Source organism: Cumulibacter soli, from assembly GCF_004382795.1.
Taxonomy (GTDB): Bacteria; Actinomycetota; Actinomycetes; order Mycobacteriales; family Antricoccaceae; genus Cumulibacter; species Cumulibacter soli.
The window spans coordinates 179,138-202,860 of sequence record NZ_SMSG01000005.1 but is presented as its reverse complement, the minus strand read 5'-3'; the positions used below and the strand labels follow the sequence as shown (position 1 = coordinate 202,860).

Genomic DNA, 23,723 nt, shown 5'->3' with positions numbered 1-23,723 from the left:
GTCAGTTCCTAGTTAATTGACGCCCATTAGGTGACCGGATCGCGACTCCGGTGCGTCAACAATCCGCGCATCGTATTCGTGACCCCTAATCGGGGGTCATCTCGAACAGCGCATCGTTCACCGTGTCATCACGCGGGTAACATCGGGCCGATATTGCGGACAGAGTCGCATAGGAAAAGTTGATATGCATCATCATCGAATCGCGCTCATCGAGGACCACCTCTTACAGCGCAGATTCGCCGAGAAGTTACTCACCGGTCAACCCGATATGCGGGTCGTATTCAGCGGCGAGACACTCCCCGACTTCATGACCTGGCTCGGTAAGTCCTCGCCGGGTTCGCGTCCGCACCTCATCGTGCTCGATCTTCTGGTGGACCATCAACCCAGCGCCGACCCCAACACCGTTCGACAACTCGTCAGAGACGGGTACCTCGTCGTCGTACTCTCCGCACTCAGCTCCCCGCCCCTGGTTCGCAGGATGATCCTGGCAGGTGTGAATGGGATCATCGGCAAACGCGACAGCGAGTCAACCGTCGTAGATGCATTGCGTCGAATACTCGCCGGTGAGGTATGGATGACACCGGAACTCGCCACGGTCACCGCCCGCGGAGCGCAGCGGCCAACCCTCAGCGACCAGGAAGAGCGGGCGCTCATCCTCTATGCGTCAGGCTGTTCCATTGAGACAGTCGCCAGGTCTATTGGCGTGCAAAAGAACACTGCCAAGAAGTACATTCAGCGCGTACGCGAGAAGTATGCCGCACTCGGCCGACCGTCCCGAAACCGAATCGAACTGCACCGGGCAGCAGCCGAGGATGGCTACCTTGACATCCCCGTACCGATCGTCACCCCAGAGTCATAACCCCCGTACAGAGCGTCACCATCGCTTCTGAAAGACGCACCCAGCGTGAGTTTTTCGACAGGAACAGTGCTATCACTTTCTCGACATGAACCGCGGCTAACCCGCAGATCAGCGCGGCCGCCCCGTGACCGATATAGCAGGCCACCCCACCGCTTCATGGCCTCACGTAATGAGATTAGATATTCGTGTGGTAACGCTGGGGATGTCGGCCGGAACTATGAGTGAGCGCCCACGAGAACCACAGTCCTTTGGCATCCCTCTATTCGCGCGGACAAAAGACGTGCTGGTTCCGAATCGAGCACGGATGACCCAGATGCTGGGCGCCACGTTCAACCAGGCGGCGCTCGGTGGGCTCGCGGCGTGGCATCTCGTCATGGTCGCCGCCGTGTTCGCGTCGCCGGACCGCCACTGGACCATTCCGGTGGTAGTTGCGCACGGAGCAGTTGTCGGCGGTTCGCTGTTCGGAATTGCCCGCCGCATGCCCGCCGTATGGCTCCTTGCGCTGAATTACGGAGCGGCATTCCTCGATCTCGCCGCCGCAAACGACCACACGAGCGCGTTGGCGTACGGCGCGATCTGGACGGTCAGCGTCACCGCGGCAACGCCGGCGTTCATAATGTCGCGCAGCCAGGCTCTCTTGCTTGGATTCAGCATCACCGTCGCTGCGATCGCAATGCAACTCGTACTGCATCCGGGCTGGCCGTACGAGGTTCGAGTGGTCGCCCTCGTCTCCGCAGCCACGCTCACGTGGGTGGCCGAGTTGGTGGTGGCGCCGATGCGCCGAGCAGCCGAAACAGCCGACGAGGCAGCACAACACGAGGAGAGCGCCCGCGTGCGTGAGCGAGTCGCCCAGCAGGCAGGCCGAGGGATCGCTGATGGCGACCGCTTGTTGCACGATACGTTGATCAACACTCTCGGCGCACTCGCCAACGGTCGGATCGCGACCCGCGATGTCTCCTGGGTTCGAGACCGGTGCCTGCAGGATCTCAGCGACATCGATGGCGTGCTCGACCTAGACCGCCACGAACTCGAAGACGCGCCGGCAAGTCAGATCCGCACCGACAATGCCAACAAGTCCGACCACCCACAGCGAGATACGCTGAGCGCGCTGATCGAGGCGCGGTATCCACTCGCCGTCGAGGTCGACGCCCCGTCGATGAAGTCGTTGAAACGGTTCGAAACGCTCGTGCCACCGGCTCACCTGCGCGCGATCTGTGGCGCGGTGTACGAAGCGATCCGCAATGCGGAGAAACATGCGGGTGTCGATCGCGTTTCACTGGAAATAGCTCTGTCCGGACCAGTGCTCGAGGTACTTGTGTCCGATTGCGGTATCGGGTTTCATCCCGATGCGTGCGACGCTCGTGGCATCAAGACATCCATCTTGCAGCGATGCAACGAAGTCGGTGTCGCGGCGTCGATCGAGTCAGCGCCGGGCCGAGGAACCCGCGTGTCACTGTCCTGGGAACTGGAATCGGCGGGACAACCAGACGCGGCGGTGCCCCCTCAGGCACCAACCGCGCCAGTATCGTCAGTGTTTCGATCCGGATGCTGGGCTTGGGCCGGGTGCATCCTCGCCTCGGCGGTCGTCACCCAGATTCTTGGTGTCGGGGCGAAGGCTCCATTGAGTTGGCTTGCGATCGTCGTAAGCGTTGTCCTGTGCGGTATTTCGTGGCGGTGCTGCCGGAATCGTCTCGCGTTGCCGTGGTGGGCCTCAGCACTCCATTGCATCGGCATACCCGCGATATTCGCGCTCTCCTTCGCGGCTGTTCAATCGGGTGAGGTACCACTCGTCGCGGCGTACGGCATCTTGCTGGCTCCCCCGCTAGTCGTGCTGCTGGTCATGGCCCATTCGCGGATCTGGCTCTGGATTACGCTCACCACCTTGACCGCCGTAACTGGGCTATTCGCGCTGTCCTCTGATGGCGGATGGGCGCTCGTGCCGGTGGTCGCCGTCGGTCCGCATCTCGCGCTCTTCGCATGCTGGTTGGTGATGTTGCCGACGCTCGCCGATATCACCCGGCGCGAATCTCAGGCCCGCAACGAGGCGGTCGAACTCGCGATCGCCAACGCCACACGCAACACCGTTATGGCCTCGCGTCGACGCTGGATCGTGGCGGGGGTCCGCGATAGCGCTGATCTGCTGCGTCAGGTTGCCGACGGCACCGTTGATGTCGGCAATCCCGCGCTACGCAGACGTTGTGGCATCAGCGAGGCGCACCTACGCGCGATGCTGACGATCGATCCTGACCTGGTGCATATAGGGCCGTGGCTCGCGTCGGCCATCACCCGTGCGCGGTCGCGGAATATCGAAGTGAACGTGCGCGGCGGCGCCATCGACGTACCGGACGCCGGAGCCGCAGTGGAGATGGGGCGACTACTGCTCGGCGCCGTCGCGCGTTGCCCCCGGGGTTCGAGTCTGGTCATTGGCGTGTTCGGCACGCCTCAGAATCCGTACTACACATTCGTCGGGCCCGCAGCACTTGCCGACGTGGTCGGTAAACCTGCGGAGTTGCATCGCATTCGGGTCGATTGGGGCGTTCGTGGCAGTCACTGGCTCGCCCAAGCGCAGCTACGCACGGCGGACGACGCGGCGTTCCCCGGCAGTAGCGGCGCTGCTCCGAAGAACAACAGCGCGGCTCTGGTACCTCCCAGAGGCAAGTACCAGAGCCGCTCGATTGCTATTATTTAGCTGTTTCGGGTGCGGTGTCCGATGAACGCCGCGCCGAGTCCAGCGGCCAGCAGTATGCCTGCAACCGACAGCATCGGTGCGAGCGAGAAGCCAGTCTGAGCGAGTTCGGGCGAAGGAACATCGTCCGAAGGAACTACATCATCCGACGAACCATCGTTCGGCGATCCTTCGCTCGGGCCTTCATTCGGAGAGCCATCGCTCGGGGAGTCGCCGTCCCCATCGGTCGGCGCCTCAGTCTCGTTGGGGGTTGTCGGCGCATCCTCGGCCTCAACGGTCACCGTCTGAGCCGGATCATCGATGTCCTCATGCGAAGCCACCTGCTCACCGTTCAACGTCAAATACTCAAAGGCCACCAACGACTTACCGGCAAACCCAACCGGAACCGTGAACTCAACATCCACCGAACCCGCACCGGTAGCGCTACTGGTAAACGTCGTCGAACCAGTGATACCCGTACCCTCACCGGTCGCCTTATCCATCAACTCACCCGTCAACGTGTACTCAGTATCCGGAAGCAACTGCTCATAGGAGACCGTGTCAACAACCGTCCCACCCTCAGCCGGCAACACCCGATCACCATCAGCCTGATCCACCAACGACGTACCGATCGACGGCACCAACACAACCTCAGCCTCAACCGTCACCGTCTGAGCCGGATCATCGATGTCCTCATGCGAAGCCACCTGCTCACCGTTCAACGTCAAATACTCAAAGGCCACCAACGACTTACCGGCAAACCCAACCGGAACCGTGAACTCAACATCCACCGAACCTGAGTACCCAGTGGTCGTGAACGTAGTGGAACCGGTAATACCCGTACCCTCACCGGTCGCCTTATCCATCAACTCACCCGTCAACGTGTACTCAGTATTCGGCTGCAGCTGCTCATAGGTGACCGTGTCAACAACCGTCCCACCCTCAGCCGGCAACACCCGATCACCATCAGCCTGGTCAACCAGTGACGTGCCGATCGACGGGTTCAGGACAGGGCTGGACTTACCCGTCCAGCTGACTGTCACCGAGGAGTCAACGGTCGTAGTGTGCGGGGTGACCAGGATGATCGTCTGAGCGTGCGGATCGTCATCCACACCCGGAACGATGTTGACAATCTTGCCCGTCGAGGACGAACCTGATGCAGATGCGGTGAGGTATGCGGATCCCTCAGCGCCGTAGCTGCGCAGGTCGAGATAGAACTGCTGGCCGTCGACGACGTTGCTGGGGTCAATCGGGTCCCCGCTCGCGTCCGCGAGGGTAAACGTCGGGTTGACGTGCACACTCGCGCTCGGCTGGTTGGTCGACACCGTGAACGGGCCGACGAGGGTGCCTTCTTCTTGTGGTTCAGTCGGTCCGGTGATCGAGACGGTCGGTTGAATATCCTCCAGTTGCAGGCCACCGCCGCTCGCGTTGGCGCCGTTTACCAAGTACCAATACGCGGCTTCGGAGTCAGCTGTTTCCCAGGCCCACGGCGCGTCATAGCTGAGGTCGGTGTAGCGCCAAATTGCATACTGGGTGGCCTCAATCGCATCATTGGCCGAGATGCCGGGTACCCCGGCTGCCGCACCGAACTCCTCAAGACTCATTGCAGGGTAGCTATGTGCGAGCACCCAGTACACCATCTGCTGGACAGCGGGGTCCGTGAAGTTGTTGTCGCCAAGGTAGTCAGCTACATCGTGGACCACGCCTTCCCGGCCCCAACCTGCCTCCACGTTGTGCTCGATGCAGTAGGCCCACAGATCTGGCTCACCCGGATTGTTCAGATCGTCCGGAACCGGGCTGTAGATGGGAAAGAGCGCGGTGCCACCGTAACCTTGATTAGCCGAGGAATGACCAACCCAGACCTCATCGCCGACCTCTATGTCGGCGCCGGCGGCCATCGAGGAGGTCAGCACGCCAGCAAACGCGAGCACAGCGGCGGACGCGACCGCAAGCCATCGCCGCACCGAAGTACCTACTCGCCGGGCGTAGAGCACCTCCCGTCTCCCCACATCCGATCGACCAATACGCAACATCAACTTCTCCTTGCAAATCCCGGTCACGAACGTGGACTCACGCGCGTGATAACTATCGTTGGCGAGGGCCAACGTGTTGCGCTACAAGGGCGCTTACGGGCTGCTCAGGGCGCGCGTTCTGACCGCCGCACCGCGTTATTCACGCAGCCCATAAGTGGGTGGCTTCAGGGGTTCGCGCCGAGGCCGATCACAGCCGCGTAAGTGAAATCCATGTAACTAGGCCTATAGTTCACCGCGTTTCACGCTTCTCGACACCGGGTTTTACGCAATTTAGTGAAACTGACCCCCAAAAGGGGGGTACCAGTAAGTGAATCGAACGAATGTTGCGGAAGGAAAAGGTACCGCCTAATTACGTCGGCGCATTCCACTCAAGCGTGAAAGGTCCCTTGGCAACAGTGCCGCCGTGCCGAACGGCCAGACACCTGACCACCTGACCCTGGCACGTTTGTCATCGTTTGCGCGTCTTTGTCATGCCAAGTCGACAACGATGAAGGGGTCGGTAGTCGGTCCCGGCGACCCTCCGGCCGGTTCCTCGGAGATCGCGATCGCGGTGACCTGGCCGGAAACGCCGTTGACTACGTACTCCTGCCCCTCGCCATGGGTGCGAGGCATGACACCAGCACTCGTAATCGCCTCATCGTCGTGCATGAGCCACACCTGGAAGTCTTTACCCTCCGGCGCGTCGGGCATCTGCTCACTCGAGATAACTGCCTTCTCTTGCACCTGCGATAAATACAGTGTCGCCGTCCAGTCGTCGACGTTCGCTGTCTGGCTGGTGACATCCGAGGCGCTGATTACCGCCTCCGCCTGATTCGTCGGAGTGCCATCGCGCTGCCCGAGGATGACCACGACCGCGACGAGCGCCGCGGCGGCCGCAGCAATCGCGCCCATCCACGCACCCCGTCGACGCGCGCGCCGGCGGCCGAGGTCGACGGTTCCGGCGGCCTCGCTTGGATCGACAGCCCCACCCCGATCGACTCCCTCGCTCGGATCGGGGACGTCCTGTGGACCAGCGCTCGCACGTGGCGCGGCAGCTGTTTCCGGGTCGACACTCTGAACCTGTTCATCAACAGGGCGCTGCGGAGTCTCGTCATCGGCCAACGGAGGCAACGGACGCACAGACTTGATCGCGTTGAGCACGTCATCACGAAGGTACGCGGGGGGCGATTGCTCGCTGATCTTGCTCAGTTCGGATACGGCATCGACCAGCGATTCGGTCTCCTCGGCAAGCTCGGGGTCTTCCCGCATGAGTTCCTCATGCGCCGCGCGCTCTTCGTCGGTTACGGCGTCGGCGGCGTACGCGCCGCTCAGGCGACGATCGTCGTCCTTCATCGCGCCACCCCCAATGCGTCTCTAAGCCGTATAAGCCCGTCGCGGATCCGCGTCTTGGCCGTACCTAACGGTAGATCCAGCAGAGCGGCAACTTCTTTATGTGTGTACCCGCCGAAGTACGCCAACTCGATTGCGGAGCGCTGCACCTCCGTCAGCGTGTCCAGGGCTCGTACGACGCGCTGGCCGTCCATTGTCCGCTCGACCGTCTCGCTGGTCTGGTCACTCTCGCGATCGACACTGCCGACGGCATACTCATCATCGCGGCGCCTCGACGACTCGGCAGAACGCACTCGGTCCACCGCGCGCCGATGCGCCATCATCAGCATCCAGGACGTCGCGGACCCGCTCTGCGAGCGATACCGAGCAGCGTTGCGCCATACCTGCAGGAACACTTCCTGAGTGACCTCCTCGGACTGAGCTCGGTCTCGAACTACTCGCACTATCAGCCCGAAGATTCGCGCGCCGAACAGGTCGTACAGTTCGGCAAATGCAGCCTCATCGCCGCGACTGGATCGACGCAGTAACTCCTGCGCCAATTCCTCTTCTCCGACCGGCGGGCGCGCGGCGCTATCGTGCGCCGCCCGCTCGCCTCTTGGTTCGAAGATCATTACGTAGATGCTCGCACGCCGTTACGCGGGAAGCAGTACTTGATCGATGATGTACACCGTCGCGTTCGCCGTCTGCACATTGCCGCAAACGACGCTCGCCTCACCGACCATGAAGTCCTCGCCGGATCCAGTCACCGTGATCGTGCCGCCACCGAGGGTCTCGTGTTCGCCGGCAAGCTGGTCCGGAGCCAGGCGCCCCTCCACCACATGGTTGGTGAGCACCGTCGTCAACAGTCCGCTCGGATCAGCCATCGCGGCGTCCAAGGTCTCCGTCGGCACCGCGCCGAACGCGTCGTCGGTCGGCGCGAACACGGTGATGTCCTCCGCCGAGTTGAGCGTGTCAACCAAGTCAGCCGCCTGGACTGCCGACACCAGAGTGGACAGGGCCGGATTATTGCTGGCTGCGGTAGCGACCGGATCGGCCGCCATACCGTCGAAGGAACCCGCGCCATCCTCGGGGACCGCTGCGCATCCGGGGCCGAACGGCATACTCGCCGCGTCGGCACCGTCCTCATCGGCGCCATTCTCTTCGGGCATTGCCTCGTCCGAGGAATCCTCGCCCATGTCCGAGTCCTGCTCGGACGAAGTGTCCTGAGACGAGCCGTTCGTATCCGCGCTGTCGGAATCGCTCCCGCAGGCGGTCAGTAGCAGGGGAAGTGCAACGATTGCCGCAGCAGCAGTCCCTCGGAGGGTTCGCTTCATGATCGTGCCCTTTCGTCGTCGAGACGTCGTCTCGTGCCTCATCGGTTACACAAGGAGTTCGACGCCGAGTGCTGCGCGGATTGGAAACTCGCAAGAAAAACAGAAACTTTCGCAGCGACGCGATGCTCGGGCGCGCAGCCGGATCATGAGCCGCTGCTGATCCGGCTGCCCTCAGACGCCTTTCACGATGAGCGACTGCTGTCCAGTTGCCCCAGAGGGGTACGGCGGCGCCTTCTGGTCGGTCTGCACCGCACCAGTCCCGTCGGTAGCCCGCACCTGCAGGCGTTGCGAACCGCTTTCCGGCGTCCACGGCAGATACCACTGGCGCCAGTAGTCGATGCCTGCGTCCGGACCCAACGTGGCCTGTTGCCACGGACCGTCGCCGACCTTTACCTCTACCTTTGCGATGCTGCGGCCTTGTGCCCACGCGACGCCACCGACAAAGCCTGGCTCGCCGACGGTGACCTCCGCGAGCGGTTTCGGGACGTCGATCCGCGCCTGCGTGTGGATCGTTCCGTCGGTGTCCCACCCTCGCTCGGTCCAGTAGGCCTGCTGCTTCGCGTACGTCGTCGCGGTCAATGAGGTCAGCCACTTCGTCGAACCGACGAAGCCGTACAGGCGCGGAGTCACTAGCCGGACGGGGAACCCCCGCTCACGGGAAAGCTGCGCGCCGTTTATCCCGAACGCCAGTAGTGCCTCTCGGTCGTCGGTGAGTGCCTCGATCGGCGTGGAGATCGTCATTCCGTCGACGTCTTGCGACAAGATCTGATCGACACCGTCGCGTACGCCGGCGTCGGCCAGCACGTCACTGACCCGCACTCCTAACCAGCGTGCCGCGCCGACGTACGGACCGCCGACCTCATTCGACACACACGTCATGGTGATGTCGCGTTCGATGACCTCGTACGACGTCAGGTCCTCGAAGCTGAGCACCATCGGGTTGTCCACGTCGCCGTCGATGGTGAGACTCCAGTCGGTGGGGTCGATTGACGGCACGATCAACGCGGTGTCTACACGGTAGAAATCGTTGCTCGGGGTGCGAAACGCGCTGATCCCTGGCACCTTCTCTTCCAGTCCAGTTGGCAGTTTGGGCAGCGGAGATGCGGCGCGCGGCAGCGCGATCTTCACCGCCTTCTGCGCATTCGCGATCAGCCACTGACCTGCCAGCAGACTCACCGCGCCGACGGTCGCGGCGGCACCACCAAGCTTCAGGAAGGAGCGGCGACTCGACCGATGCGCGGAATCGTCCCGATCTGCGGCGGGATCGGTAGCTGCAGAGCCGTTGCGGTCAACAACTGCCAACGCCTTTGTCAACGCGATCAGCACCCCGATCGCAACGGTAATCGCGACGAGCGACGGGATCGCCCAAAGTAGGCTGGCGCTCGGCCGAAGTAGCGCGGCGGCGATGCACACGGCCCCGATGACCGCGATAACACCTGAGCCCCACCCGATCCATCGCCGGGCAAGCAGCCCCGCCGCGGCGAACAGCAGCGCGGCGACGATGCCGATCACGCTCAGCAGAAATACCTTGTCTGCGCTGCCAAACGTCGTGATCGCCCACTGCTTGACCGGCTGTGGCGTGAGGTCGATGACCGTCGTTCCGATCGCAAGCACCGGCGACGATCCCGGGTTGACCAGGACCGCGACGAGTTGCGCGATGCCGAGTCCTGCGAGTCCCGATACCAGACCTGCCGCCGCATATCGCCAGTTCTTCATACCGGTAGTTCGAAACCCACGATGGTTTGGATTGACCGCCGTTGATCAATCCTGGCGGCGCGAAAGCCCGAGGGCTAAGCAACTCGTGCGCCACGCGACGTCAGGTCACGCGCCAGCACTGCGCCGACGCAGCTGGATCCACCGACGATCCAGCATCGGCGGCCAGTCAGCGACGCAGCGCTGTTCATCGAACGCCCTCCTCGGTGTGCGCAACCCGAGGAACGACCGGCAGCCTTCGCAACCAGAGCCAAATGCCGTGTAGTCGGATCAGCGCGCTGATGCGCTGCGTCATGAACAAGTGGGTGCCGGTGACTCGCAACACGGCGCCGCGGGTAGTCGGCCGCGGAATCCCGCGGGAGATCCCGGTGAAGATACGTTGACCGTCACGCATCAGACCGATAGTGACGTCGACTCGGTCATGCGCCAGCCGCAGCCGGACGTCGTAATGACCCGAGCGGTCATTGAACGGTGAGACGTAGAAGGCTTTGTCTGTACGGGCGCGCCCTGCACTATCGGTCCGCAATAGGTACGCGTGCCGTTCGCCGTAGGTGTTGTGTACTTCAAATACGATCGCCCGGATGGTGCCGCTTTCGCTCAAACACCAGAACACCGACAGCGGGTCGAACACATGCCCGAGCACACGGGCGTTCGCCAGCATCAGCACGCGGTCGGTCGGGCGCAACCGGACTCCGCGCCGACCAAGGAACCGGGTCAGATCACCGCGCATTCCGCCGCCGAGGCGGCCACCATCGAGGTGATCTGCTGCGCGGAAGCGCGTGAGCGGCCGCAGCCACCGCGGAAACTTCGGTAGGTCGTCGATGTCGACGAGCCACTGGTACGCGCGATGGCGGAGGGCGTGCCTGATGGGCGTACGACGGCTGTGGATGACTTCGCCGACGACGAGAGCCGGGATCGGTGGCAAGCCCGTAATAGTCACCATGCGACACCAAACTTTGCTGCTGCCGCGGCGCCTGACCGGCACCCGTCCTCGTGAAACCCCCAGCCCAGGTGTGCGCCGGCAAAGGCAAGGCGATCGCCACCGGCCGCGCGCAACCGACGTGCCGATTCGACGGCCTCCGCGGTGAAGATCGGATGAGCGTAAGTCATTCGCGCACTCACCTGATCGGGATCGACTCGTCCGTCAGCTCCGAGCGTGACAATGTGCTGGACATCGTCGTCCAGGCCTTGTAGTCGGTTCATCCAGTAGCTGACCGTGACTCCTTCTGATCCACCGTGGCAGCTCGACAGCCGGTAGTTCCACGATGCTCGCGCACGCGGAGTCTCCGGCAGTACCGATTCGTCTCGATGCAGCCAGGTCTCGTTCGAGGAGTAACCGATGGCTGTCAGGTCATCCTTCTCCTGAGGTGTGGCGTCGGCGAGCAACTCGGCCGCCTGCTCCGCGTGCGTGGCCACCACGACTCGATCAAAACGCTCGACACCCACCGGCGTGCGTACGTCGACCCCGTCGTCATGGCGCTGCACCGCGGTGACCGGGCAATCCACTCGTACGTCCGACAACTGCGCGACGATTCGGGACACGTAACTGTGTGATCCGCCGACGACCGTGCGCCAGGTCGGTGACCCAGTAATCTGCAGCATTCCGTGATGTTCAAGGAACTGGAACAAATGACGCGCTGGGTACGCGAACGCGTCATCGTGGCCGCACGACCACACGCACGCCACGAGCGGGATCGCGAAATGCTGGACGAAGTACGCCCCGTAGCGGCGCCGGGTCAGGAACTCACCCCAGGTCAACTCGCGGTCTTCGGGCCGAGCGCTGGCCAGCAGCCGACGCGCGTCGCGATGGAACCGCGGGACTTGGGAAAGCAACCGGCGGAAGCGAGCGTCGCGAAGCCGGCCGGGTTGCGCCAGGATGCCGCCGATCCCGCTGCCACCGGCGTATGACAGACCGCACTGCCCACAGGTGATGCTCATGCTCATCTCTGCAGGACGGGTGCGCACCCCGAGCTCACGAAAGAGTCGGGTCAGGTTGGGATAGGTCACCTGGTTCATCACGACAAAGCCGGTGTCGATGCTGAGCGGTCGCCCGCGACTGCCCGACACCTGGTGGGTATGCGCATGACCGCCGACCCGGCTATCTGACTCCAGCACGCTCACGCGGTGAGTTCGACTCAACAGATACGCGGCGCTCAGACCGGACACACCCGATCCGATGACCGCTACGCTCGGACGATTAGTCGCCGGCATAGGCCTCCTCTTGCTGCGTTGATCGCGGTTGGGTCGTGTCCGTGATTCGGCGCAAACCACCTTGCGGTTTGGTCGACCCCGTCACATCGCCTCGCGGTACGTTGCGCGGCTTACGCCGAAGCCCATACCGTTCTGAGGTAGATCACGAGGCATCTCCGGGAGGTAGTCGTATGGCGCCCACCGCGATTGCGGGACGCCCGCCAATGCCTCGGTCGCGCGGATGACCTCCTCGGCCCCCGAAGAGGTAGGTGGAAAGAAACACACCACCCGACGTATCGTTCAACTCTTCGTGGTTCTCGGCCTGCTCGCAGCGGTGGTGTTCTTTGGTATCGATAAGCTGCCGGCCTGGGCCGACATTGTCGACGCGCTCGGCTCGGCGTCCCCTCTCCTGGTGTGCGGGGGTCTGCTCGCCGCAGGCGGAGCGCTCGTTGCATCGGCGCTCGGTCAGCAAGTACTCACCCGGACCCTCGGCGGCGAACTTACGCTCACCCGCTCCGTCCTGATCTCATCGGCAGGCAGCACGATCGCGACCGCCGTGCCACTCGGCGGCCCCGTCTCGGTGGCATTCACCGTCCGTTGGCTAGCGCTTAGCGGGATCAGCGCAGCCACCGCGACTGCAGTCGCGGTGATCGCCGGCGCACTCTCAATCATTGCGCTCTGCGTCATGGGACTCATCGGACTCATCAGTATCTGGGTCCCATGGCTCACCGATCACGTCGAGGGGACCCTCGGCTACACCGCAATTGTCGTGACGATCATTGCTGCCGTCCGTTTTGTCGCCGGACGCGGAGTCTTCGGCCGACTGGCTCGAGGCATCCACCGCCGAGCGCCGAGCACCATCGCCGGATGGCTCAGCCGGATGGCCGCCGCCGTCCGGTCCATGATCAGCGACCTGAAGACTTTGCACACGCGGGTCCTGATCCGTACGACGATCGTGCTCGCGTTCCGTTGGGTCTTCGACATCGCGTGCCTGGTGTGCATGACCGCCGCCGTGGGTCTGAACCTTGAACCAGTTGACGCCGTCATCGCCTATCTGACCGTGCAAGTGACCCGGCAGATCACGATCCTCCCCGGCGGTGTCGGGATCGTCGAGGTCGCGCTCGCCTCCGCGCTCATCGTGCAGGGCGCCGCAGCGGGTCCGGCAGCGGCCGCCGTGCTGCTGTACCGATTGGCTTCGCAGTGGTTACCCATGTTGCTGGGCGTCGGCCCACTCGTCTGGCTGATGCGGCGTGAGCGTACGGCCGACGCACAGCGTGCGGCTCTCGCGCCGTAACTCGAGCCGGCGAGACTCGCGCCGACATGCGAAAGTCCCGTGGAATACGCGCTAACGCGTCTTCCACGGGACAATCAGCAAGCGGAGCTAGACGCCCTCCGCCTCATGCGAAATTACCGATAGTTCAGGTGGCCCGTCGGCACGGACGTTCCGTACGAAAACGAACACCGTCTCGATCAGGATCATCAACATCGACAGCGGCACCAAGAAGTACACCGGCCACAGCGGATACAGGTCACCGCCCGCAGAGAACGCCACCCCACGTTGAGCGCCGTCGATCGAATGACCCAACGTCAGGTACAGCAGAATCCCGAAGAGCAGGAGTTCCAGCACCAAGTGCGCGTAGGTCACTCCCGAGCCAAACTTCCCCCTCATCTTCTCCTTGAGCAGGTCCATCCGCGGCAGTACGCCGGACCCGTACACGTACGCCAGCCCCGGGAACACGGCCAACGGCATGAAGTAGTTCTGCACATACTCAAAGGATCCCGAGATCGATCCGCCCAGCCAGTTCCGCGCGATCACATCGGCCACGATCAGCAGCATCATGCCGAACACTGCAAGCCCACTGATCACCGCGCCAACGACTTTCACGTGGCCCCACACCGAATACCACTTGTCGAAGGACTCCCGCGACGCGTCGGTTTCGGAGCTGAGATTTTCGTCAGTCATCACGTCATCCCATCAATGTCGGTAGCCAGGTAGCCAGCTCGGGGAAGATGACCAGCAAGGCCGTCATCACGATCGTCGCGATCACCGCGAACCCGAGTGAGTACTTGAAAATGCGGTCGGACGATATTCCGGTGGCGCCGGATACTGCGTACACACTCAATCCGACCGGCGGCGTGATCATGCCGATCATCCCGATTACCGAAACAAACACACCGAACCAGATGAGGTCGATACCCATTGTCTGCATCACCGGAAGCATGACCGGCACGGTCATCAGCACGACGGCGGCGCCTTCGATGAACATGAACAGCACGAAGAAGATCAGCGCGAAGATGATCAGCACGAGTGCTTTCTGATCCATCAGCGGCTCCATTCCGCTGACCAGTTTGCGGGGGATCAAGGACAGCGAAACGAACTTGCCGAAGATCTGCGCGCCGATGAGGATCAGCATCACCATGGCGGTGACCTTGATCGTCTCCAAGAAGCTTCGCTTCAGGTACGCCAGATTGACCTTGCCGAGCACGAATGCGGCGATCAGGGCCACCAACGACCCCACTGCGCCGGCCTCGGTCGGGGTGACCGTCCCGGAGTAGATTCCGCCGAAGACGACCGCGATGATCAGCACACTCACGGCGATCGCCACGCTGACGCGGCGTACGCCGATCGCTTCCGGCAGTTCCGACTCGGCGATCTCCTCGCCGCCCGCTGCCGCCTTCGCGTCTTCCCTTTTCGCACGTCGCAGGTAGAACATCATCGCGAGGATGAACACGACGGTGCACAGGATGCCTGGGATGATCGCCGCGATGAACAACTCACCGATGGGCGTCTCGGTGGCTACGCCGTACAAGATCAACCCGATGGCTGGCGGAATGATGCCCGACATCGCGCCGGCCGCAGCAGCGAGCGCACCGGCGAACGCCGGCTTGAAGCCGCTTCGTTCCAACTCGGGTACGGCTACCTGACCGAGCGAAGCCGCCGAAGCCGTGCCCGAACCGGACACCGCACCGAGCCCGGCGCCCGCAACCAACGTGAGCGATCCAAGGACGCTCTTACGATTACGCGAGACCTTGTTGACGACGTAGAAGAGGTCCTTGACGACGTCCGCCTGAAGTACGAATTGCGCCATCAATACGAATAGCGGGATGGTCGTCAAGGTATAGGCGGCGGTGCGACCAAACGGGCCGGGACCGACGAGACCGACCCAGATCTCCGCGCCGTCCAGCAGGAGCAATCCGAGGACGCCGGCGATCGCCAACACGGAGTGGATGTAGTAGCCCGATGCCAGCAGCAACAGGAATCCCACTACAACGATGGTGATGACCACGCCCTCAGCCATGGGTCACCTCCGGACGCTTTCCATTACATATTCCCGAGTGCTGGTTATTGGAGGACATCGATACCCTCCGGAACTTCGCCACCGGCCTCGACGATGAGCTCGGACCACAACTTCGCCAGTGACTCACCTGGTTCGCCTTGGTCCTCCAGAGTGGTCACATAGTCGGTCCACGTCTGGTTGATTCCGCCCAGCATCTTGTCCTGGACGTCCGCGGGGAGGTCATGGAAGGACTTGAACGTGCCACCGTTGGCTTCGGAGTACTCGATCATCTCTGCCTGCCGGTCAACCCACAGTTGCGCGCCATCGAAGATCACCTCTTGCAACGCCTGCTCCATCGCGTCCTGTACGTCGGCGGGCAGTTCGTTCCAGGTTTCCTCGGACATCCCGATCAGCCCGTTGAAGTGACCGAAGTTGATATCTGTGACGGTGTAGGTGAAGAGGTCTTGGAATCCGTAGCCGGACCAATCGGCGATGCTGTAGAACGCGCCATCGAAAGCGCCCTTGCTCAACGCATCGAACATCTCAACCGCCGGCATGGTGACCGAGGAGAAGTTGGTGTTGGCGGCGTACATCTCCTGAATCCGGGACGGCGTGCGTAGCGCCAGGCTCTCGACGTCGTCGACAGATTCCAGTGTCTTACCAGTGGTCGAGATGGCGTACGCGCCACCCTCGCCGACGGGCCACACCTTCATACCCTTCTCGCCGAACATCGACTCGTAGAAGGTCTTGCCGTTGTCCAGTTCCACGTCACTCTGCAGCAGGGCTTGCCAGGCTGTCGTCATGATCATCGGATCGGAGTACTGCAGCGGCAGCATCGTCACTTCGCTGAGCGGGAATTGATCCGGGGAGTAGATCGGCATCATCAACGCGACGTCTGCCGCGCCATTCATGATCGCTTCGCTCTCTTCGGGGGTCTCGATCAACTCACCGCCGGTGAAGGTTTCAAACTCCACCTTGCCGTCGGTCAGCTCTACGACCCGATCCATCCACGGCTCGACCGTGCCGACATACCAGCCGTGCTGGCTGCTCAACCCGGACACCAGCCGCAGCGTTATGGTTCCGTCCTCATTAACTACCGAACTGCTGCAGGCGCTGGTCATGCCTAATGTCATGACCAGGGCGGCCAGCATCGCAGCCCACCTTCTTCGTCTCACAATTCCTGCCCTGACGTCGGCATGCGTAGTGACGGACGACCGTGGCGCTGCGCGGGTGGCGTTGCTCCCCGGCATCCCAAGTCAACCGCTGACTCCGCATTACGTTCTTGGTTTGTCGGGTAGCCGGCCCCGTTCGCATCGACTAGCTCGCCGCACCAACTAGACACCGGTGACAACCCGTGAGCAGGAACGCTATCACTACTGAACGATCGTCCAGTCGGCACCTCCACCGGTCAATACGTATCGCTTTGCGCCGGTCCGTCTAGGTAATATCTGTGTATGCGAGCATCGGTTCGATCCAATACGCGTAGTCGTGCCGCAGTCGGCGGGTACGGAATGGCACTTCTGCTTGGAATCGCCGGCTGCAGCAACACGACCGACGGCACCGGTTCGAGTGGATCGAGCGACTCGTCAGGAGCGCCGCCAGCTACCGATGGCTACTCCGTACAGAACGCGCTGAGCACGTTGCCGGCCCTCGAATCTGACGAACTGATCACGGTGGTCACCGCAGACCTGGACGCCGCGACCGAGCAATCCGGCCTGGAGCGTCCGACAAGTTTTGATGACACCGACGGCCTCGTCGCGTGGCTCTATCCGCTGACCGGCGTCGCCAACGAGAGCATCGAGCCCGCGCCAGTGTTCGTGCCTGTGGCTCAGGGCTTCCAGGTGGACTACCTGATGTCGCCCATGGAGCCAACATTTCCTGAAGAAGTCGGATGGAGCGTCCTCGACGCGGCTACGTTCGCCGAACGACAGACGCTTCCCCAGTTGTTGACCGTCGTCACCGGCGACTTCGATTCATCGACCTTCCCGGAGAGTCTGCCCGAGGTCGCCGACGGAGTCGTCACCGCCGGTGAAGGTGACGATCACGCCCAGGACATCGCAAACCCGACGATGGCCCGACCGCTCGGCATCCCACTACGGATGGCGACCAAAGACTCGTCCATCGCGGCCGGTCGATCCACCGACGAGCTCACGCAGTGGCTCGACGGACCCGACGAATCCCTCGCCGACGACCCCGAACTCGCGGCAGTCGCCGCGGCGCTGGATGACGCCGGCTCGGTGTCGGCGGTCCTGAGTTCCGGAGCAATCCACTCGATCGAGGATCTTTCCGCAGTGCCGGGCGGGACGTCGGCAATGAAGGACGAACTAGCGGGGATGATTCCGGCGGGCGCATTCGACACGGTCGGGATCGGCTGGGCGGCCGAGGGCGGCGATCCCGTCATTACCGTGGCGTATGCCTTCACCGGCGATGGGGACGCGAGCGACGCTGTACCGGTCTTCGAGGAGATGTTCGCGAACGCGTCGAGTATCGTCTCCGGCGCCCCGCTGTCGGACTTCTACTCCCTGCAGGACGCGCAGGCCGATGGGTCGGTCGTCGTACTGACGCTGGGCCCAGGCGATGCGGGTGCACCCATCACCGCATACCACGCGCTTATGGAGAACGACTTACCGTTCGTCAAGCAGTAGTTGCCCCGCGGCCGTGGCCGCGCGTCGCACCATCACCTCGACGCGCGACACTACGACGAACTACAGGCTGCTGCGGACCGCGGCAAACAACGATTGCGTCCGAGGATCACCGATCAGGCTGGACGTCATTCGGTTCGGAACGTATCCGAACGCCAGCCCGGCTTCCGGTGAGGCCAGGCCCACCGACCCCCCGGCGCCGTAGTGCCCGTACGAGTGCTCGTCGTACAGGATGAACGACCCGCCCGGAACCATGAAACCGGTGCCGAAGTTCGTCGGCATCGCCAACACCTGATCGGCTCCGGACGAAACCTCAGTGCGCGCAACATCGACACTCGCGCGTTCCAACAGCCGTACGCCGTCCACCTCGCCGATGGTCGCGGCGTACATCCGGGCGAGCGAGCGGGCGGTGCCCACTCCCCCTGCTCCGGGTACCTGTGCTGCCCGCAATTCCCTTGTGTTGTACGACGGCTGACCGAGCAACCCGCGGCCGCTTGCCAACCAGAACGGCGATCCTGGGCCGAGCACCTTGGCCAACGCTTCGGCCTGCTCCGGCGGCAAGTCCGGCGGCGGCGCGAAGTCGAGCACAGCCACGCGCGGTTCCTCGGCCTCCGGCAGTCCGATCCAAAAATCCAGACCGAGCGGAGCGGCCACCTCGGCGGCGAAGAACTCACCAATGCTACGACCACTGACCCGTCGTACGACCTCGCCGACCAGCCAGCCGTAGGTCAGCGCGTGATAGCCGTGGGCCGCACCCGGTTCCCAGGCAGGCGCGGCTGCGGCGAGCGCGGAGACGATCGGATCCCAACTGTACAGACCTTCCAGCGTCACGCCTTCCGGAATCGCGAACAGACCGGTCTGGTGCGAGGCCAACTGCCGCACCGTCACCGCCGCCTTACCGTTGGTCGCGAACTCCGGCCAGTACGTCGACACCGGCTCGTCCAAGGAGATCTGTCCGCGCTGCACGAGCAGGTGCAGGCAGATAGCGACCGCACCCTTCGTGGTCGAGAAGACGACCGCTGCAGCGTCCTCGCCCCACTCGCGTCCGGTCTCCTTATCTGCTACACCGCCCCAGATATCGACGACCGGTGCGCCGTCCTTGTACAGACAGAACGAGGCGCCAACTTCCTCATATAGCTCGAAGTTCTTGGCGAACGCGTCGCGTACTGCTTCGAACCCAGGCTCGACTCGGCCGTGGATCTCAGGCATCAGGACTCCTTACGAATTTCCATACCGGCCATCGATCCCTCGTTGCGCCAGTCTTCAATGGTTTGGTTGAACGTGTCGAATCCGGCTCCGTATCGGCCGGTGCCGCGTGAGGCCTTGCTGCGGCCTTCGTCGTTGAAGTAGCCCGGGGTGCAGTCGTCGTAGTAGGTGTCGATGAACTGTGACTGCTTAACCTCCTCGAACCAGTCCTCTTGCGCTTGTTCGGTCGGTTCGATCGTCACACCGCCGCGGCGCTTGGTTTCGGCGATGATGTACGCGATGTGCTGAGCCTGCTCGTCAAACATGGCCGTCATGTTGACGCTGAACGCGTTCTGGGTCAGACCGATGTAGAACCAGTTCGGGTAGCCGCGCGACATGAACCCGTGCAAGGTCCGCATCTTCGTCGACCACTCCTGCACCAACGACTGACCGTCGCGTCCGAGTACGTCGAAGCTGATCCGCCGGCTGAACTTCGAGGTGAGTTCGAATCCAGACGCGTAGACGATGCAGTCGACCTCGTATTCCTTACCGTTCGCGACGACGCCCTTGCGGGTGATCCGGTCGATGCCCTTGGCATCGGACACGTCGATCAACTCGACGTTGTCGCGGTTGAACGCTGGAAGGAATTCGTCGTTGAAGGTCGGGCGTTTGCAGAAGAACTTGTAGTACGGCTTCAGCGCCTCGGCCGCGTGCGGGTTGGTGACCACCTCGGCAACGCGGTTGCGGATCTCTTCCATACGCCAGAAGTCCGCGAGTTCGAACATTTCTCGGGCCTGCTCGGGATCACTCGCGTCCCCCATCGAACGGAGCTTAGCCGCGAGCCTGGTCCAGCCGTCTTGGATCAAGTCCTCCTCGACCGGTTTGAAGGATCGGATCGCTTCAAAGTTCGCGCGGCGTTTGCGTTGCCATCCGGGCTCGAGGCTGGCGAACCAGTCGGGATCGGTGGGTTTGTTCATCCGTTCAGCGACGGCGGACGGCGTCCGCTGGAACACGTAGAGGTGCTCGGCGTCCTGAGCGACGCGCGGTATCACCTGTACCGCTGTGGCGCCGGTACCGATGATCGCGACCTTCTTATCGTTCAGCTTGCTCATTCCGCCGGTGGTATCCCCGCCGGTGTAGTTGTAGTCCCATCGGCTGGTGTGGAACGAATGTCCCTCGAAGTCCTCAATTCCGTCGATTCCGGGAAGTCGAGCACGGCTGGCCGGGCCGATCGCGGTGATCACGAACTGGGCACGTAAGTCGTCGCCACGATCGGTCTCGATGATCCAGCGTTTCGCCTGCTCGCCCCAATGCAGCCCACGGACTCGGGTCTGGAAATGCGTGCGCTCGTACAGCCCGAAATGCTCTCCAACGCGGCTCGCGTGCTGGATGATCTCGGTGCCGTAGGCGTACTTCTCCTTCGGCATGTAACCGAGCTCTTCCAGCAGCGGCAGGTACATGTACGCCTCGGTGTCGCACTGCGCGCCAGGGTAGCGATTCCAGTACCACGTGCCGCCGAAGTCGGCGCCGGCCTCAACGATCTGGAAGTCTTCGATACCTTGTTGCATCAGACGGGCGCTCGCCAAGAGCCCGCTGAACCCGGCGCCGATAATCAGGACTTCGACGTCCGCTGTGACGGGATCACGAGTGAAGTTCGGATCTGCGAACGGGTCGTGCTCGTGGTACTTCAGTCGGCTCCCGACCATTTCGTGGAACTGGTCCGAGCCGTCGTCACGCATCCGGCGATCACGTTCGTGCCGATACTTGGCGCGCAGTTCCTCGACGTCGAAGTCAAAGTCGTTATCTGGTGTGGTCGTGCTCATTTTCCGCCTTTACTACTACTGGGCCGGTTGCCGTCCGTATCGACAGGACACGCAACGCAAGCTCGGGGATCGGGCTGGATTATCCAGTCCGATCCCCGAGAGAGGTCTAAGGTGTGCGCGGGTCAGCCATGGGCTTTATGCAGTTCTATGCCCTTCATCGACCCTTCGTTGCGCCACTCCTCAAGCAGCGCATTGAACTTGACGATTCCAGGTCCGAAACGTCCGGTGCCGCGGCCCGGGCCTTTACCTTCATCGTTGTAATACCCGGGCGTGCAGGTATCGAAGTAGTTGTCGACCAGCTGCACGTCTTCGATGACCGACACCCAGTCGTCCTGGCCCTTCTCGGTCGGCTCGAGGGACGAGGCACCGCGCCGTTTCGTTTCGGCGATCAAGTACGCAATGTGCCTGGCCTGCTCGTCGAACATGAAGGTCATATTCACGCTGAACGCGTTCTGGGTCAGGCCGATGTAGAACCAGTTCGGGTAGCCACGCGACATGAACCCGTGCAGCGTACGCATGTTCTCGGTCCACTCATCCAGCAGCGACTGCCCATCCCGGCCGATGACCTCGTAACCGATGCGACGCTTGAATTGCGTGGTGATCTCGAAGCCGGATGCGTAGATGATGCAGTCGACCTCGTACTCCTTGCCGTTCGCGATAACGCCCTTCGGGGTGATCCGCTCGACTCCCTTGGAGTCGCTGACGTCCACCAGGGTGACGTTGTCGCGGTTGAACGCCGGCAGGAACTCGTCGTTGAACGTCGGGCGCTTGCACAGGAACTTGTAGTACGGCTTGAGCTGTTCAGCGATCACCGGATTCGTGACGACCTCGTCGACCCGGGCGCGTACATCGTTCATCTTGCGGAAGTCCGCGATCTCCAACAGCAGCGCCAATTCTTCCTTGGACTCCGCCTTAGGCATTTGGCGCAGTTTGGCGGCCATGTCGGTCCAGCCGTCCTGCACCAGGTCAACTTCGCGCTGCTCACCCATCACAATGCCGCCGAAGTTGTCGCGGCGCTCGTGCTGCCAGCCTGGCTTCAGGCTGGCCCACCACTGAGGATCGGTCGGCTTGTTCCCGCGCGGGTTGACCGCGGACGGCGTCCGCTGGAAAACGTAGAGGTGCTCGGCGTCGTTCGCGGTCCGCGGGACGCACTGGATCGCGGTAGCGCCGGTGCCGATGATGGCGACCTTCTTGTCGTTCAGCTTCGTCATACCGCCGTTGGCATCGCCGCCGGTGTAGTTGTAATCCCACCGGCTGGTGTGGAACGAATGTCCCTCGAAGTCGTCGATGCCCGGGATGCCGGGGAGTTTCGGGCGACTAGCAGGGCCGACGGCGTTGATCACAAACCGGGCTCGGATATCGTCGCCGCGGTCGGTGGTGACCAGCCAGCGCTGCTGCTCATCATTCCAGGTCATATCGCGCACGCGGGTCTGGAAGTAGGTGCGCTCGTACAACCCGTAGTGGTGTCCGACGCGCTGTGCGTGTTCGTAGATCTCGTCGCCGAAGGAGTACTTCTCCTTGGGCATGTAGTTGAGCTCTTCCAGTAGCGGCAGGTAGCAGTACGACTCGATATCGCACTGCGCGCCCGGGTAGCGGTTCCAGTACCAGGTGCCGCCGAAGTCGGCGGCGGCCTCGATGACGCGGAAGTCCTCTACGCCTGCTTCCATCAGGCGCGCGCTGGCGAGCAGGCCGCTGAAGCCACCGCCGATGATGATCGCCTCGACTTCTTCGGTGATCGGATCGCGGCGGTACGACGCGTCGGCGTACGGGTCCTCTTCGTCGTACTTCGCGTGCTGACCGCTGACCTCGAGGTACTGCGCCGAACCGTCCTCACGGATACGCCGGGCACGCTCGACGGCGTACTTCTCACGGAGTTCCTCGATATCGAACTCAAGTTCGTCTTTGATGCTGGTCATGGTTCACCGTTCATTCCTGGGTGCTCGGCCCGCGAGCGGAAGTTTTATGAGATTCTGTCTCATATTTGGTGGAGCGGTCAATACACTCTGACGGTCTTTTGATGGAGATGGAGCACGGATGGCTACCGATTTGGCGGAGCGCCTGTGACGCGGCACACCGAGCGGCGGCGTCTGACTCAAGCGGCGATCTTCGATGCCGCCGTGGCGCTGTTCGACGAGCGCGGGTACGACGCGACATCCGTCGAGGACGTCTGCTCGGCCGCCGGCGTCGGCCGAGCAACGTTCTTCCGGTACTACGAGACCAAAACGGGGTTGATCCGAGAGGTCGACGTACGGGTGGCAGCCGACGTCCGATCCCAGCTCGGACTGGACGTGGGTCGGCATGCTGTCTCGAACGACATCGGATTGCCGGAGTTGCTGCGCGCGATCGGTGACGGACTATTCGCGATGTGGGCCGACGCAAGCGCGGGGATGCTGGCGATCGGTCGTGAGTCAGGCTCGATCGCCCGGCCGTCACGACGAGTATTCGCACAGACGCTTGAGGTCGCGATCGGCGTGATCACAGCAGTCCGCGAGCGCGGAGAACTGCACTCGCCGCTACCTCCACAACTGATCGGGTACACCGTGCTGATGCAATTGACCGGCGCAGTCGCGTGGTGGATCGATACCCCGGACGCCGACCTCCGGGGCTTGCTGGACGGAACCATTGAGCACTGCCTACAGGGCTATCATCCCGCGCCGTACGCAGCGCTGATTCCCGCTACCGCACGTTCCTAG

At 62.7% G+C, this 23,723-nt stretch carries 18 protein-coding genes; 5 read left to right on the top strand and 13 right to left on the bottom strand.

What is annotated here, in order from left to right; genetic code table 11:
• Nucleotides 1-184 precede the first annotated feature (184 nt).
• Both E1H16_RS12395 and E1H16_RS12390 read left to right on the top strand, forming a co-directional pair.
• A complete protein-coding gene (locus tag E1H16_RS12395; protein ID WP_134324191.1) occupies nt 185-859 on the top strand; it encodes a response regulator transcription factor in 675 nt (224 codons plus the stop codon).
• Nucleotides 860-1,163: 304 nt separating this feature from the next.
• Nucleotides 1,164-3,548 carry a sensor histidine kinase gene (locus tag E1H16_RS12390; protein WP_134324190.1) on the top strand — a complete coding sequence of 795 codons (2,385 nt, stop codon included), beginning with the start codon at nt 1,164-1,166 and terminating at the stop codon, nt 3,546-3,548.
• On the opposite strand, the gene E1H16_RS12385 is transcribed toward E1H16_RS12390, so the two are convergent.
• The 7 genes from E1H16_RS12385 to E1H16_RS12355 form a co-directional block, all read right to left on the bottom strand.
• Nucleotides 3,545-5,488: a VaFE repeat-containing surface-anchored protein gene (locus tag E1H16_RS12385; protein ID WP_166741749.1), complete on the bottom strand. Its 1,944-nt coding sequence runs from the start codon at nt 5,486-5,488 to the stop codon at nt 3,545-3,547. The genes E1H16_RS12390 and E1H16_RS12385 overlap by 4 nt on opposite strands.
• A 537-nt stretch (nt 5,489-6,025) precedes the next feature.
• The gene (locus tag E1H16_RS12380; protein ID WP_134324188.1) at nt 6,026-6,889 is read right to left on the bottom strand and encodes an anti-sigma factor domain-containing protein; all 864 of its coding nucleotides are present in this window, start codon (nt 6,887-6,889) and stop codon (nt 6,026-6,028) included.
• Entirely contained in the window at nt 6,886-7,497 is a 612-nt protein-coding gene (gene sigK / locus E1H16_RS12375; RefSeq protein ID WP_134324187.1) for an ECF RNA polymerase sigma factor SigK, read from the bottom strand. The genes E1H16_RS12380 and sigK overlap by 4 nt, the downstream gene beginning before the upstream one ends.
• 21 nt (nt 7,498-7,518) lie before the next feature.
• Nucleotides 7,519-8,199 carry a fasciclin domain-containing protein gene (locus E1H16_RS12370; RefSeq protein ID WP_134324186.1) on the bottom strand — a complete coding sequence of 227 codons (681 nt, stop codon included), beginning with the start codon at nt 8,197-8,199 and terminating at the stop codon, nt 7,519-7,521.
• A 171-nt stretch (nt 8,200-8,370) separates the two neighbouring features.
• Nucleotides 8,371-9,915 (bottom strand): molybdopterin-dependent oxidoreductase, encoded by a 1,545-nt coding sequence (locus E1H16_RS12365; RefSeq protein WP_134324185.1) that lies wholly within the window; start codon nt 9,913-9,915, stop codon nt 8,371-8,373.
• 184 nt (nt 9,916-10,099) lie between these two features.
• The gene (locus tag E1H16_RS12360) at nt 10,100-10,855 is read right to left on the bottom strand and encodes a DUF1365 domain-containing protein (RefSeq protein ID WP_134324184.1); all 756 of its coding nucleotides are present in this window, start codon (nt 10,853-10,855) and stop codon (nt 10,100-10,102) included.
• A complete protein-coding gene (locus E1H16_RS12355; protein WP_134324183.1) occupies nt 10,849-12,123 on the bottom strand; it encodes an NAD(P)/FAD-dependent oxidoreductase in 1,275 nt (424 codons plus the stop codon). The genes E1H16_RS12360 and E1H16_RS12355 overlap by 7 nt, the downstream gene beginning before the upstream one ends.
• Before the next feature lie 220 nt (nt 12,124-12,343).
• Between E1H16_RS12355 and E1H16_RS12350 the strand changes: the two genes are divergently transcribed.
• Nucleotides 12,344-13,396, top strand: a complete 1,053-nt coding sequence (locus tag E1H16_RS12350; RefSeq protein ID WP_134324182.1) for a lysylphosphatidylglycerol synthase transmembrane domain-containing protein — start codon at nt 12,344-12,346, stop codon at nt 13,394-13,396.
• A gap of 87 nt (nt 13,397-13,483) precedes the next feature.
• On the opposite strand, the gene E1H16_RS12345 is transcribed toward E1H16_RS12350, so the two are convergent.
• The 3 genes from E1H16_RS12345 to dctP are packed head-to-tail and all read right to left on the bottom strand — an operon-like array spanning nt 13,484 to nt 16,531.
• The gene (locus E1H16_RS12345) at nt 13,484-14,065 is read right to left on the bottom strand and encodes a TRAP transporter small permease (protein WP_134324181.1); all 582 of its coding nucleotides are present in this window, start codon (nt 14,063-14,065) and stop codon (nt 13,484-13,486) included.
• 4 nt (nt 14,066-14,069) lie between these two features.
• Complete coding sequence (locus tag E1H16_RS12340) at nt 14,070-15,401, bottom strand: TRAP transporter large permease (protein WP_134324180.1); 1,332 nt, start codon at nt 15,399-15,401, stop codon at nt 14,070-14,072.
• 44 nt (nt 15,402-15,445) lie between these two features.
• Nucleotides 15,446-16,531, bottom strand: a complete 1,086-nt coding sequence (gene dctP / locus E1H16_RS12335; RefSeq protein ID WP_134324179.1) for a TRAP transporter substrate-binding protein DctP — start codon at nt 16,529-16,531, stop codon at nt 15,446-15,448.
• A 360-nt stretch (nt 16,532-16,891) separates the two neighbouring features.
• Between dctP and E1H16_RS12330 the strand changes: the two genes are divergently transcribed.
• Nucleotides 16,892-18,025: a hypothetical protein gene (locus tag E1H16_RS12330; protein ID WP_134324178.1), complete on the top strand. Its 1,134-nt coding sequence runs from the start codon at nt 16,892-16,894 to the stop codon at nt 18,023-18,025.
• Nucleotides 18,026-18,085: 60 nt separating this feature from the next.
• On the opposite strand, the gene E1H16_RS12325 is transcribed toward E1H16_RS12330, so the two are convergent.
• The 3 genes from E1H16_RS12325 to E1H16_RS12315 all read right to left on the bottom strand — a co-directional run bounded on the left by E1H16_RS12325 (nt 18,086) and on the right by E1H16_RS12315 (nt 22,946).
• Nucleotides 18,086-19,231 carry a serine hydrolase domain-containing protein gene (locus E1H16_RS12325; RefSeq protein WP_134324177.1) on the bottom strand — a complete coding sequence of 382 codons (1,146 nt, stop codon included), beginning with the start codon at nt 19,229-19,231 and terminating at the stop codon, nt 18,086-18,088.
• The gene (locus E1H16_RS12320) at nt 19,231-21,030 is read right to left on the bottom strand and encodes a flavin-containing monooxygenase (RefSeq protein WP_134324176.1); all 1,800 of its coding nucleotides are present in this window, start codon (nt 21,028-21,030) and stop codon (nt 19,231-19,233) included. The genes E1H16_RS12325 and E1H16_RS12320 overlap by 1 nt, the downstream gene beginning before the upstream one ends.
• A 122-nt stretch (nt 21,031-21,152) precedes the next feature.
• Complete coding sequence (locus E1H16_RS12315; RefSeq protein WP_134324175.1) at nt 21,153-22,946, bottom strand: flavin-containing monooxygenase; 1,794 nt, start codon at nt 22,944-22,946, stop codon at nt 21,153-21,155.
• Nucleotides 22,947-23,090: 144 nt separating this feature from the next.
• On the opposite strand from E1H16_RS12315, the gene E1H16_RS12310 reads away from it, so the two are divergent.
• Nucleotides 23,091-23,723: a TetR/AcrR family transcriptional regulator gene (locus E1H16_RS12310; RefSeq protein ID WP_134324174.1), complete on the top strand. Its 633-nt coding sequence runs from the start codon at nt 23,091-23,093 to the stop codon at nt 23,721-23,723.